Raw genomic sequence first — 12,155 nt, 5'->3', positions numbered from 1 at the left:
CCGGCTGCAATCGCGTTGGAGGCTGACAAGACCGTGCCGCCCCGCCAAGTGGCTGCGTTCGCCCGTCCACTGTGTAATCTGTCACGACACACCGCGCCTGCTTCGGAGGCGAGCATGTCGGACTGGAACGCGGCCCAGTATCTTCGCTTCGCCCAGGAACGCACCCGACCCGCGGCGGATCTCCTCGCTCACGTGCCCCTCGGTACGGCGGATCGGGTGATCGATCTCGGTTGTGGGCCGGGGAACAGTACGGCGCTCCTGGCGCAGCGCTTTCCCAAAGCCGATATCGTTGGCGTCGACAGCGCGCCCGATATGCTGGCACAGGCGCGCCGCGACCTTCCCGGATTGCGCTTCGTCGCGGCGGACATCCGGGATTTTCACGCCGAGGCTCCGCCCGATCTGATCTTCGCCAATGCCGTCCTGCAATGGCTACCGGATCACGCGACGCTGCTGCCGCGTCTGGTCCGGCAGCTGCGCCCCGGCGGCTGCTTGGCCCTGCAGATGCCGGACAATCTCGACGAGCCTTCGCATCGGCTGATGCGGGAGGTCGCCGCGAACGGTCCATGGGCCGCATCGATCGGCGACCCGGCTGCCGCGCGCACCCCGATCCTCGCGGTCGACGCCTATGACGACCTGCTGCGCGGGGCCGGGTGCAGCACCGTCGATCTCTGGCGCACGACCTATTTCCATCCCCTCGCCGGTGCGGGCGCCATCGTCGCTTGGCTCCAGGGAACCGGCCTCCGCCCGTTCCTGGCGCCGCTCTCGGCCGAGCATCGCGCCGGCTTCCTCACCAGCTATGAGCAGGCCCTGTGTGAGGCCTATCCGACGCGGAACGACGGACGCGTCCTCCTCGCCTTCCCGCGGCTCTTTCTAATCGCTCAGCGGACCGCCTGACGCGGGCGGCTCGCTTTGCTCGACGGCTTACCCGGCAGATGTTCCATCGCGGATGATCGATGTCCGGTGCAGAGCCGTTGCGTTGTCAGGCGGAGAGCCCAATCCGATTCATTGAACGCCCAACCGCATTCGCGGACATGCCGATCGACGGCGGGCTCCGCCCGCCTTGGGAGCGCTGGCTGACATCGACCCTCCTCGGACAGCAGGGATTACCGCCCCGCTTGGAGCGTCAACAGTAAGCTCGGCCGCAAGTTTGCCCGCTATACCGCGAAGCTGCGCAGGTGCCGGCGACCAGCAGGAGGGATAAGTATCTGTACCGTTACGGCTTCGTTTAGCATCAGTTCATTTTTTGATTGGTATCGAACTTGGAATTCTTCTAGCAAGCTAAGCCGTAGTCGAGGCCAAAGCCAGGATGACTGACCGACCGACGCACGCCGAGGGCGAAGATCTGCTCGCGGCAGATCGACAGGATGCCACGAAGGCCGTACCCGGCCATCTGGCAATGGCGCTGCGCGACTACTTCGCCGTCGCCGCGCAGGCCCCCCTCCCCGGTCGACTCGGTGAGCTGATGGCTCGCGTCGAGATCGCCTTGGCCGCCCATGGCGGGCGGATGGAGACGGTCTTTCGCGACGATCTCGTGAAGGCCCTGCCGATGCTGCGTACCTTCGCGATCTCGCTGACGGCCAATCCGAGCCGCGCCGACGATCTCGTTCAGGAAACGATGGTGAAGGCCTGGGCCAACCGGGAGCGGTTCACGCCGGGCACCAACTTCACCGCGTGGCTGTTCACGATCCTGCGCAACCAGTTCTACACGGAGGTTCGCAAGGGCCGCCGCGAGGTCGAGGACGCCGACGGCACCCATGCCGGTACGCTGACCACACAGGCCGATCAGGAACATGCCGCCGGCCTGCGGATGGTGATGAATTTGATCGGAACCCTGCCCCTTCCGCAGCGTCAGGCCTTGCTGCTCGTCGGCGCCGAAGGCTTTACGTACGAGGAAGCGGCCGAGCGTCTCGGCTGCCAAGTCGGCACGGTCAAGAGCCGGGTCAGCCGGGCCCGTGCCTTCCTGACGGAATCCTTCGAAGGTCTCCCGAACGGATTGGCATCGGCGCGAGCCTGAAGGAGCGGACGGCCTCGGTCTCTACCCAAGGCCGTCCAAGCGAGGCAGAGCCGAAACGAATCCGAGCGCGACTCGGCCGACAAGGGCGGCTCGCCCCAAGAACGGTTCTGACTTCACCGTAAGCTGCGGAGCCCTTGATGGCGTCGGCTCCGCCTCGCGATGACGGCGCGGCTGTCGCGCGCCGCCGCATCCTCGATCAGACGTCGAGATTGGCGACGCTCAGGGCGTTCTCCTGGATGAATTCGCGCCGCGGCTCTACCACGTCGCCCATCAGCTTCACGAACAGATCGTCGGCGTCGGTCGTGTCCTTGACCTTCACCTGCAGAAGCGAGCGCACGTCGCGGTCGAGCGTCGTTTCCCAGAGCTGCTGGGCCGTCATCTCGCCGAGGCCCTTGTAGCGCTGGAGCTGAAGGCCCTTGCGGCCGAAGGCCATCACGGCCTCGAACAGGCCGACGGGACCGTGCAGCACCGTCTCGTCGCCCTTGCGGGCGAGCGTCACCGGCTCGGCGTAGATCTCCCGGAGTGCCTCGGCCCGCTCCGCGAAGCGGCGTGCTTCCTGCGACGCGATGAGTGAGGCATCGAGAGCGGCGACCTGTTTGACGCTGCGCAAAGTCCGGCTGAAGACGTAGCCCCCCTCCGAAGCCTCCCCGGTCCAACCCTTCTCGATCTCGTCGGCGATGGCGTCGAGGCGCTTCACGGTGCGGTCGGCCAGGACCTCCGCTTCGCCGGGATTCTCCGCCGCCTCACGATCGAAGGCTCCGGCCAGGACCGCCTGCTCCACCACGGCACGATCGTAGCGGGTGTGGAGCCCGTGCAGGATGCCGCGGAAGGAGCGGGCCTCCTCGACCAGGGTCTTGAGCTGTGCACCGCCGAACTCGGTGCCGGAGGCGAGCCGCAGCACGGCGCCCTCGACGCCCTGATCCATCAGGTAATCTTCGAGCGCCCGCTCGTCCTTGAGGTAGAGGACTTTGCGGCTGCGCTCAGCTTTATAGAGCGGCGGTTGGGCGATGTAGAGGTGGCCGCGCTCGATCAGTTCCGGCATCTGGCGGAAGAAGAACGTCAGCAGCAGCGTCCGGATGTGCGAACCGTCCACGTCCGCATCGGTCATGATGATGATGCGGTGATAGCGCAGCTTGTCCGGGTTGAAGCCTTCACGGTCGGTCGATGAGCGGCCAATACCGGCGCCCAGCGCAGTGATCAGCGTGCCGATCTCGGCCGAGGACAGCATCCGGTCGGCGCGCACACGCTCGACGTTCAGGATCTTGCCGCGCAGCGGGAGAACCGCCTGGAAGGTCCGATCGCGCCCCTGCTTGGCCGAACCGCCGGCGGAATCGCCCTCCACCAGAAGCAATTCGCACTTGGTCGGATCGCGCTCCTGGCAATCCGCCAGCTTGCCCGGCAGCGAGGCGATGTCGAGCGCGCCCTTACGGGTAATGGTCTCACGCGCCTTACGGGCAGCCTCGCGGGCCGCGGCCGCCAGCACCACCTTGGCCATCACCGAGCGAGCTTGGGACGGGTTCTCCTCAAGCCAGGTCGAGAGGCCCTCATTGAGGATGTTCTCGACCGCCGGACGCACCTCGGAGGAGACGAGCTTGTCCTTGGTCTGCGACGAGAATTTCGGATCCGGCACCTGCACGGAGATGACCGCGGTCAAGCCCTCGCGGCAATCGTCGCCGGTGAGCGAGACCTTCTCCTTCTTGGCGATGCCCGACGATTCGGCGTAGCCGGTGATCTGGCGCGTGAGCGCCGCACGGAACCCCGCCATATGGGTGCCGCCGTCGCGCTGCGGGATGTTGTTGGTGAACGGCAGCACCGTCTCGTTGAACGAGTCGTTCCACCAGAACGCCACCTCGACGCGGATGCCGTCGCGCTCGCCGAGCACGGTGACGGGTTTGGCCATGCCCTCGACGGATTTGCGGGAGCGGTCGAGATAGCGCACGAACGCCTCGACGCCGCCCTCGTAGCAGAGCTCCTCGCGCTTGTGCTCGGCGTGGCGCGCGTCGGTGAGGACGATGCGGACGCCGGAATTCAGGAAGGCGAGTTCCCGAAGCCGCTTCTCGAGGGTCGGATAGTCGAACTCGACCATCGTGAAGGTTTCGGGCGAGGGCGTGAACGTCACCTCGGTGCCGCGCCGATCACCCGCCGGGCCCACCACTTCCAACGGCGCGACCGCGTCGCCGTGGCGGAACTCCATGCGGTGCTCCTTGCCGGCCCGCCAGATCCGCAGCTTGAGGCTGACCGAGAGCGCGTTGACGACGGAAACGCCGACGCCGTGCAGGCCGCCCGAGACCTTGTAGGAATTCTGGTCGAACTTACCGCCCGCATGCAGCTGGGTCATGATGACCTCGGCCGCCGAGACCCCCTCCTCCTTGTGGATGTCGGTGGGGATGCCGCGCCCGTTATCCGAAACGGTCACGGAGCCGTCGGCATTGAGCGTGACGGTCACGAGGTCCGCGTGGCCCGCGAGCGCCTCGTCGATGGCGTTGTCCACCACCTCGTAGATCATGTGGTGAAGGCCTGAGCCGTCGTCGGTATCGCCGATATACATGCCGGGCCGCTTGCGGACGGCATCCAGGCCCTTGAGCACGCGGATCGATTCCGCGCCGTAGCTGTCGGCGTGATCGGTATTCGGGGAGTCAGCCATCAAATTCCTCGGGCAGGCGGCTCGTGAGCCTATTTTCAAACCCGGCCGGGCCGGGCGTGCCTGCTATGTCCGTGCCGGATTCATATAGGCGTTCCCCCCTGATTTTGCATCGTTTTTTGCGCCGCATTGGTGGCGTTGCACCCGACTTTTCTGCCCCTTTTCCGTTAAGCGTCAGTTAGGATCGCAGAGGCCCGTCGCCGGAAGGGCGAGCGGGCCGACATCCTCCCTCAACCCTGCAGGAACGGGTTCGTCAGACGCTCCTGGCCGAGCGTACCGGTCGGCCCATGCCCCGGAATGAAAGCGACGTCGTCGCCGAGCGGGAGGACTTTGTCCTTGATCGCCTTGATCAGTTGCTCGTGATTACCACCGGGCAGATCGGTGCGCCCGACGGAACCCTGGAACACCACGTCGCCCACCAGGGCGAAGCGCGCATCGCGGCTGACGAATACGACGCTGCCGGGCGAGTGGCCGGGGGCATGCAGAATGGCGAAGGTCAGGCCGCCGACGGTCACGCTGTCGCCCTCGTTCAGCCAGCGGTCGGGTGTGATGGCGCGGGCGCCGTCGATCCCGTAATTCGCTCCGGTGTCGGGCAATGAATCGAGCAGGAAGCGGTCGGCCTCGTGCGGCCCCTCGACCGGCACGCCGAGACGCTCCTTCAGCTCCGCGGCGCCTCCGGCATGGTCGATATGGCCGTGGGTCAGCAGGATCTTCTCGACCGTCACACCCTGTCCACGGATCGCGGCTTCGATCCGGTCGAGATCGCCGCCGGGATCGACGACGGCGCCGACCTTGGTCGCGTCGTCCCAGATCAGGGTGCAGTTCTGCTGGAACGGCGTCACCGGAATGATCGCGGCGCGGGGCGTGGCGGACATGCGGGCTCTTCGGATGTGTCTCGGAACGGATGCCTGTTCTAGCCCGCTCGAAGGCCCGGCGCCAAACGCAGCTTAGCCCTCCAAGGGGATCGGTCGCGGGCGGCCCTCATCGTCGATCGCCACGAAGGTGAAGGTTGCCTCGGTGACCTTCTCGCGCAGCTGCGTCCGGAACCGACGCGCCCAGGCTTCGAGATGGATCTTCATCGAGGTGCGTCCGACCTTGTCGACCCGCGTGTAGACGCAGAGCACGTCGCCCACGCGAACCGGTCGGATGAACGTCATGGCCTCGACGGCGACGGTGACGACCCGACCCTGGGCCCGCTCGACGCCGGCGATCCCGCCCGCCTGATCCATCTGCGACAGCACCCATCCGCCGAAAATATCGCCGTTGGCGTTGGTGTCGGCGGGCATCGCGATGGTGCGCACCGTTAGATCACCTGTGGGCTGCTCCTCGGTCGCCTCGCTCGCTTGCGTCATCGCTCCCCTCCCCCGCGCCAGTCCGCTCACCGCTGCCGTCGCTCAAACGTAAGCCAAGCACGCCCTTCGCGGTCGCACTAGGGGTCGTCCAGCGCCAGGACGTCACGGAGTGAGCCCCGCAAGCTTCAGACCGGCCGCCAGGAAGATCGCAGCGGCGCACATCAGCACTTCGAGGGGAATGTCCTGCCAGGACCACGCGCGAGGCTGCGCCTCGGCGCGCCGCAGACGCGCCACGAGATCGTTCATCGGGCTTCCTCCGGAGCGGCCCAACTGACGCGGCCCGTCTCACATCGGCAGGATCCTACCGCGAAACGGCTCGGAACTATAGGGAGACCAGTTGAAACGGCATCATGATGCAGAGCACGTGTCACGAAAAAACCCGGAGCCGCACGGCTCCGGGTTCTCGACGGCACGGGGCTGTCAGATCTTAGTAGTAGAACCGACGCGGGCCATAGAACCGGCGCGGGCCATAGAAGCGGCGGCCGTAGTAAGGACGGCGGTAGAACGGGCGCGGTCCGTAGAAGCGGCGGCCGTAATAGGGGCGCGGACCCCAACCGCGACGGCGGTAGTAGTACTGCGCCTTTTCGACCGTGGCCGGCGCGGTTTCGGCGAGCAGGGCGGCCGAGGGGCCGACCGGTGCGGCGGATGCGCCCTGCGGGGCGGCGACAGCGAGGCCGAGCGCCATCAGCGCGGCGAGCAACAATGTCCTGATCAAGTCGACGTTCCCTCTGCGACAGGCGCGAGTGGGCGCATCTCTGCGTCACCCGCGCGGGCTGGAACGTCACAGGAAGCCGGACGGTTTCGTCCCGCCGGGACTTTTCCACCGATTCGGTCAGGCGATCTTCGTCGTCATATCGACGGTGGAGGCCTCACCGCTGCGTTTCACCAGCGCGATCGCGTGCTCGCAATCTTCGCGACGCACGTACCCTTCGCCGGAATCGGCGATGACGTTGCCATTCTGCACCCGCAGGCGCCAACGCCACTCGCCGGCGGCATCCCGGTAGAGTTCGAACCGCATTGAGACCTCCAAAAACGTCGGGCCGGAGCGATGCCCCGGCCCGGTGAGATCTAGGGCAAGATCATGGGAAGGTTACGAGCGCGGCGAGCGATCGAGCCAACCGATGGACCGTCCCCCCTCGCCGCCGCCCGGACGGGCCGGACGCTGCTGGCCCTGGCGGTTGCCGGGACGCCCGTCGGGCCGCCGCTGGCCGCCCTCCGCGATCCGCTCGGGGCGGGGCTGGTTGCCGCGGTGAGGCTGGCCGCCGCGTCCGTCCTGGCGCGGCTCGGCCCGCTGGTCGCGACCGGGCTGACCGCCGGGACGGCCACCGCCACGGGCCTCCTGGCCGCGACCGCCGCCGGGGCGACCGTGGCCCTGACGCTGGCCGGGACGGCCCTGGGGCTGACGCGGCGGACGCCGCTCCTCCGCCGCAGCGGTCTCGGCCGCCTCCTGACGGGACGGCGGAACGAACCCCTCGGGGAAGCCGACGACCGGCACCTTCTGACGGGTGATCCGCTCGATATCGCGCAGATAGGCGCGCTCCTCGTCGTTGCAGAACGAGATGGCGAGACCTTCCGCCCCGGCGCGCGCGGTGCGACCGATGCGATGGACGTAGGATTCCGGCACGTTCGGCAGATCGTAGTTCACCACATGCGTCACGCCCTCGACGTCGATGCCGCGGGCGGCAATGTCGGTCGCCACCAGCACCCGGCATGAGCCGTCACGGAAGGCGGCGAGCGCCCGCTCGCGCTGGGGCTGACTCTTGTTGCCGTGGATCGCCGCGCCCGCGATCCCGACCTTGTCGAGGCCGCGCACGACACGGTCGGCGCCGTGCTTGGTACGGGTGAAGACCAGCACGCGCTCGATCTTGGGATCGCGCAGGATGTGGCCCAGCAGCGCCTGCTTGGCGCCGGTGTGACAGAAGATGACCTGCTGCTCGACGCGCTCGGCCGTCGTCGCGACCGGCGTGACGGCGACCTGCACCGGGCTCGACAGGTATTGATCGGCGAGTCCGGCGATGTTCTTCGGCATGGTGGCCGAGAAGAACAGGCTCTGACGCTCCCGCGGCAGCATCTTCACGATGCGCTTCAGCGCATGGATGAAGCCGAGATCGAGCATCTGGTCCGCCTCGTCGAGGACGAGGATCTCGACGCCCTCCAGCGTCAGCGCGCGGCGGTCGACGAGGTCGATCAGCCGGCCCGGCGTCGCGACGAGGATGTCGACGCCCGGCGCCACCGCCCGCTCCTGGCGGCCGATATTCACGCCGCCGAACACGACGGTGTTGGTGTAGGGCAGATGCCGGCCGTAATCCGAGAACGACTCGGCGATCTGGCTGGCGAGCTCACGGGTCGGCGAGAGCACGAGCACGCGGCAGCCGCGGCGCGGGGCCCGCCGGGTCGAGAGCGAGAGGCGATGCAGGATCGGCAGCGCGAAGGCCGCCGTCTTGCCGGTGCCGGTCTGGGCGATGCCGCACAGGTCGCGGCCTTCCATGGCCGGCGGGATGGCCTGTGCCTGGATCGGCGTCGGCGCCGTGTAGCCGGCCTCCGCGAGAGCCCGGAGAACGGGCTGGGCGAGGCCGAAATCGGTGAATTGGGTCAAGTCGGTACTTCTCAATGCAGCGGAACCCGCGGCCCGGCGATGCGCGCGGACGAGGTATCGGGTCCGATGGTGCGAGGGATTGCCCGCGTGATGGGGCGATCCGGGGTGCATGCACGTTGAAGAGAGGGGCCGGGGCGCACCTTCAAGCGGCGCGAACCGTCACGCAGCCCCCTCAAGCGGCTCGGAGCCGCTGACGCTGCAGACGCGATATGCGATGCTGCGGGTGCGAAGTCAATGCGGGCGAAGGCTAGCCCTCGTCGTAACGGCTCATTCGGAAGACTTCCGTACCCGCGCCGTCGAGGACCCGTACCGCCTCCGCCGCCGGGCCCGAGCGTTGCGGCACCCGCGCCCGCGCGAAGAGGCGGCGGGCGCGCTCGGCCGCGCCGTCCGGCGTGTCGGTTCGCACCGTCATCCGCTGCTGGACGCCGCCCGGCGCCCCGTCTTCCTCGGGGCCGAGCACCTCGATGTGGTAGGTCTCTCGCACGCGAACTTCGATCCTCGGAATGACGGGGCCGCGGGAAACGCCCGAACGGGCGCCGTGACGCGGCGGGAAACCTCATGCCGGCCTTGCCGAATGCGCGCCGATGCCGGATGTGGTGATGTCGCGTGCCTCTTAAAGCGCCCGCAACGCCGCCGCATCCCCAGGCGATGACGGAGCGGGTGAGGCATATCCGCGGGCTCGTGCGCAAGCGAGGACATCATGGCGACATCGCCCTTCGTCACGCCGGACTGGCTGTACCAGCACCTCAGCGCACCCGATATCGTGGTGCTCGACGCCTCTTGGTATCTGCCGGCCCAAGGCCGTGACGCCAAGGCGGAATACCGCGCAGCCCATATCCCCGGCGCGATCCGCTTCGATCTCGATGCAATGAGCGATACCGAATCCCCCCTGCCCCATATGCTGGCGCGGCCCGAAGTCTTCGCGTCGAAAATGCGGGCGCTCGGCGTCGGCGACGGAGCCCAGGTCGTCGTCTATGACGGCATGGGCCTGTTCTCGGCGCCGCGGGTCCGATGGATGCTGCGCACCTACGGCATGCGCGACGTGGTGCTCCTCGAAGGCGGTCTGCCCGCTTGGCTGGCGGCGGGATACCCGACGGAAGAGGGGGAAGGTCGCCCGCGCGATCGGCGTCATTTCACCGCCCGGTTGGACGGGAGCGCCGTCGCCGATGCGGACGACGTAGCCCGGGCGCTGGCGGATGGGGGCGCGCAACTCGTCGATGCCCGCTCCGGTCCCCGCTTCCGCGGTGAGGAGGCCGAGCCCCGCCCCGGCGTCCGCCCCGGTCATATGCCGGGTGCGAAGAACCTCCACTACGCAGCTCTGCAGGCCAACGGCCGGCTCCGGGACGAGACGTCCCTGCGCGCCGCCATGGCCGAGGCGGGCGTCGATCTCGACCAGCCGGTCATCACCACCTGCGGCTCGGGCGTGACCGCCGCGATCGTCTCCCTCGCCCTGGAGACTTTGGGTCGCCCGCCCCGCGCCCTCTATGACGGCTCGTGGTCGGAATGGGGCTCGGACCAGCAGCGCCCGGTCGAGACGGGGCCGACGCGCTGAGCCTCCGCTGCATCGAAGATGCGCCGCGCGGGACGGAAACGAGCCTCGTCTCGCTCTCGGTCGCCGCGGTCGTGGTTACCAACAAGCGGAAAAGCGAGCGCCCTCACAGCGGCGCGACACAGGCTTAACGACCGGTTAAGAGGGTCGCCCTAAGCTCGGCCGCGCGCCGCGCAGAGGGATCGGCAGCCCGCGACAGCGGTCGGGAGGGGACGGCTTGGCCAGACGGCCCCATCGCTTGCAGCTCTATCGCTTGGTCGGGCAGGAAATCCGGCGCGCCACCCGAAACCGGTTCGGGCGCCTCACCGCGCGGCCGGAGATCCTCCCGCGCGCCCGAGTGACCGGTCTCGTCATCGCCCCTCACGATCTGCGCACGAGCGACGCCTCTCTGGCGGACGACATCTATGCGGGCTTGTTCGTCTTCGCCGGCCGATCCCTGGTGGTGAGCGGGCGCTCGCCCTTCGACTACGATCCTCCCTCCCCCGAATGGGCGGACGCGCTCTACGGCTTCGGCTGGCTGCGCCACCTGCGCGCCGCCGACACCGCGCTCGCCCGCGCCAATGCCCGGGCCTTCGTCTCGGATTTCATGAGCGGCCGGGGCGATGCCGCCCGCGCCAGTCCGGTGCCGGTGGCCGCGCGACGGCTGATCTCCTTCCTGTGCCAATCCCCCCTCGTGCTGGAGGGGGCCGATCACGCCTTCTACCAAGCCTTCCTCAAGACCGTCGGGCGCGGCGCGCGGGATCTGGAGATCTCGCTGCGTCGCTCGGCTCCGCCGCAATCTCGGCTGCTGGCGGCGGTGGCTCTGACCTATGCGGGACTCTGCTGCGAGGGAATCGAGGCGATCCTGCGCCGGGCCACGCGGATCCTCGTGCGCGAGCTCGACCGGCAGATCCTGCCCGATGGCGGCCATCGCTCCCGTGATCCGCGCTTCGCCATGGAGCTTCTCCTCGACCTGCTTCCCCTGCGCCAGAGCTTCCTCAGCCGCAGCGTCGATCCTCCGGAGGCGCTGCTGCGCGCCGTCGACCGGATGCTGCCCGCCCTGCGCCTGCTGCGCCACGGCGACGCCTCTCTGAGCCATTTCAACGGGATGGGCGTGACCGCCGCGGACCATCTCGCCACGCTTCTCGTCTATGACGGGGCCGGCACCGAGCCCCTGATGCACGGGCCGCATTCGGGCTACGCCCGGCTGGAGACGGGCCGCATCGTGGTCGTCTGCGACGTCGGTGCGCCGCCGCCCCTGTCGCAGTCACGCAATGCCTGTGCAGGCTGTCTTTCCTTCGAATTGTCGAGCGGTGCGCAGCGCATCGTCGTCAATTGCGGCATGCCGGCGAGCGGGGCCGAGCTGCGCCGCATGGCCCGCAGCACCGCCGCCCATTCGACCGCGACGGTGGCCGATGCTTCGTCCTGCCGCTTCCTCGGTGAGACGTCGGGCCCCTTCGGGGGACGCTTGGCCACCGCTTGGCTGCTCGCCCGGCGCGGACCGGTGGTGTTGGGCGGGCCGGGCCCCGTAACGGTCGAGCGGCGGACCGAGCCGGGGGCCTCGGTGCTCGCGGCCCGCCATGACGGCTACCTCGCCGATTTCGGCGTGATCCATGAGCGGCGCTGGCGCCTCGCGTCCGATCCGGACTGTCTCGACGGGGAGGATGCCTTCCTCCGGGAAGGCCGCCACGGCGGACGGCCCCGTGCCGTGGCGGTGCGGTTCCACCTGCATTCGGCCGTCGATGCCCGCGCGGAAGAGGCGGGTGGGATCACGCTGACCCTGCCGACCGGCGAGACCTGGCTTTTTACGGCCGAGGGAGCGGACCTCGTGATCGAGGAGAGCGTCTACTTCGCGGGCGTGGTCGGCGCCCGACGGACGGCGCAGATCGTGCTCCACCTGACGGTGACGGATGAGGCGCGGGTGCGCTGGCGGATCGGGCGGCTCTGAGACGCTCGGCAACTCGGGCCAAACCGGTGTGGACCTGTTGGCACTTGCCGCAGCGCAACTGGCCGCCCCGCCCACA

General features: G+C 68.5%; 12 protein-coding genes. 4 read left to right on the top strand and 8 right to left on the bottom strand.

Annotation, left to right across the window (positions count from 1 at the left end):
• The first annotated feature begins 114 nt into the window (after positions 1 to 114).
• On the top strand, positions 115 to 894 hold the full coding sequence (gene tam / locus MFF26_RS03445; protein WP_137828548.1) for a trans-aconitate 2-methyltransferase: 780 nt from the start codon (positions 115 to 117) through the stop codon (positions 892 to 894).
• A 412-nt stretch (positions 895 to 1,306) separates the two neighbouring features.
• Positions 1,307 to 2,014 carry a sigma-70 family RNA polymerase sigma factor gene (locus tag MFF26_RS03440; protein ID WP_137828547.1) on the top strand — a complete coding sequence of 236 codons (708 nt, stop codon included), beginning with the start codon at positions 1,307 to 1,309 and terminating at the stop codon, positions 2,012 to 2,014.
• A gap of 196 nt (positions 2,015 to 2,210) precedes the next feature.
• Here MFF26_RS03440 and gyrB read toward each other — a convergent pair whose 3' ends face one another.
• From gyrB to MFF26_RS03400, 8 genes are all read right to left on the bottom strand, one after another.
• The gene (gene gyrB, locus MFF26_RS03435) at positions 2,211 to 4,658 is read right to left on the bottom strand and encodes a DNA topoisomerase (ATP-hydrolyzing) subunit B (protein WP_137828546.1); all 2,448 of its coding nucleotides are present in this window, start codon (positions 4,656 to 4,658) and stop codon (positions 2,211 to 2,213) included.
• A 227-nt stretch (positions 4,659 to 4,885) separates the two neighbouring features.
• Positions 4,886 to 5,530 carry an MBL fold metallo-hydrolase gene (locus tag MFF26_RS03430; protein ID WP_238307464.1) on the bottom strand — a complete coding sequence of 215 codons (645 nt, stop codon included), beginning with the start codon at positions 5,528 to 5,530 and terminating at the stop codon, positions 4,886 to 4,888.
• Between the two features lie 72 nt (positions 5,531 to 5,602).
• Entirely contained in the window at positions 5,603 to 6,007 is a 405-nt protein-coding gene (locus MFF26_RS03425) for an acyl-CoA thioesterase (protein WP_137828544.1), read from the bottom strand.
• A gap of 102 nt (positions 6,008 to 6,109) precedes the next feature.
• On the bottom strand, positions 6,110 to 6,253 hold the full coding sequence (locus MFF26_RS03420; protein ID WP_171015432.1) for a hypothetical protein: 144 nt from the start codon (positions 6,251 to 6,253) through the stop codon (positions 6,110 to 6,112).
• 181 nt (positions 6,254 to 6,434) lie between these two features.
• Complete coding sequence (locus MFF26_RS03415) at positions 6,435 to 6,722, bottom strand: hypothetical protein (RefSeq protein ID WP_137828543.1); 288 nt, start codon at positions 6,720 to 6,722, stop codon at positions 6,435 to 6,437.
• 117 nt (positions 6,723 to 6,839) lie between these two features.
• A complete protein-coding gene (locus tag MFF26_RS03410; RefSeq protein WP_137828542.1) occupies positions 6,840 to 7,025 on the bottom strand; it encodes a YegP family protein in 186 nt (61 codons plus the stop codon).
• Between the two features lie 72 nt (positions 7,026 to 7,097).
• Positions 7,098 to 8,603 carry a DEAD/DEAH box helicase gene (locus MFF26_RS03405; RefSeq protein ID WP_137828541.1) on the bottom strand — a complete coding sequence of 502 codons (1,506 nt, stop codon included), beginning with the start codon at positions 8,601 to 8,603 and terminating at the stop codon, positions 7,098 to 7,100.
• A 247-nt stretch (positions 8,604 to 8,850) separates the two neighbouring features.
• The gene (locus MFF26_RS03400) at positions 8,851 to 9,087 is read right to left on the bottom strand and encodes a hypothetical protein (protein ID WP_137828540.1); all 237 of its coding nucleotides are present in this window, start codon (positions 9,085 to 9,087) and stop codon (positions 8,851 to 8,853) included.
• Between the two features lie 216 nt (positions 9,088 to 9,303).
• Here MFF26_RS03400 and sseA point away from each other — a divergent pair, with 216 nt between their 5' ends.
• On the top strand, positions 9,304 to 10,155 hold the full coding sequence (gene sseA / locus MFF26_RS03395; RefSeq protein ID WP_137828539.1) for a 3-mercaptopyruvate sulfurtransferase: 852 nt from the start codon (positions 9,304 to 9,306) through the stop codon (positions 10,153 to 10,155).
• 214 nt (positions 10,156 to 10,369) lie between these two features.
• Positions 10,370 to 12,079 (top strand): heparinase II/III family protein, encoded by a 1,710-nt coding sequence (locus MFF26_RS03390; RefSeq protein WP_137828538.1) that lies wholly within the window; start codon positions 10,370 to 10,372, stop codon positions 12,077 to 12,079.
• The last annotated feature ends 76 nt before the right edge of the window (positions 12,080 to 12,155 follow it).

This window comes from Methylorubrum suomiense, from assembly GCF_022179765.1.
In the GTDB taxonomy this organism is placed as follows: domain Bacteria; phylum Pseudomonadota; class Alphaproteobacteria; order Rhizobiales; family Beijerinckiaceae; genus Methylobacterium; species Methylobacterium suomiense.
The sequence above is the reverse complement of the archived record's forward strand: the minus strand, read 5'-3'. Positions and strand labels throughout refer to the sequence as shown.

Excerpts from the sequence above, each read along its gene's own strand:
- MFF26_RS03420 (WP_171015432.1), bottom strand. The coding sequence starts at position 6,253 with ATGAACGATCTCGTGGCGCGTCTGCGGCGCGCCGAGGCGCAGCCTCGC.
- tam (WP_137828548.1), top strand. The coding sequence starts at position 115 with ATGTCGGACTGGAACGCGGCCCAGTATCTTCGCTTCGCCCAGGAACGC.
- MFF26_RS03410 (WP_137828542.1), bottom strand. The coding sequence starts at position 7,025 with ATGCGGTTCGAACTCTACCGGGATGCCGCCGGCGAGTGGCGTTGGCGC.
- MFF26_RS03440 (WP_137828547.1), top strand. The coding sequence starts at position 1,307 with ATGACTGACCGACCGACGCACGCCGAGGGCGAAGATCTGCTCGCGGCA.
- gyrB (WP_137828546.1), bottom strand. The coding sequence starts at position 4,658 with ATGGCTGACTCCCCGAATACCGATCACGCCGACAGCTACGGCGCGGAA.
- sseA (WP_137828539.1), top strand. The coding sequence starts at position 9,304 with ATGGCGACATCGCCCTTCGTCACGCCGGACTGGCTGTACCAGCACCTC.
- MFF26_RS03430 (WP_238307464.1), bottom strand. The coding sequence starts at position 5,530 with ATGTCCGCCACGCCCCGCGCCGCGATCATTCCGGTGACGCCGTTCCAG.
- MFF26_RS03425 (WP_137828544.1), bottom strand. The coding sequence starts at position 6,007 with ATGACGCAAGCGAGCGAGGCGACCGAGGAGCAGCCCACAGGTGATCTA.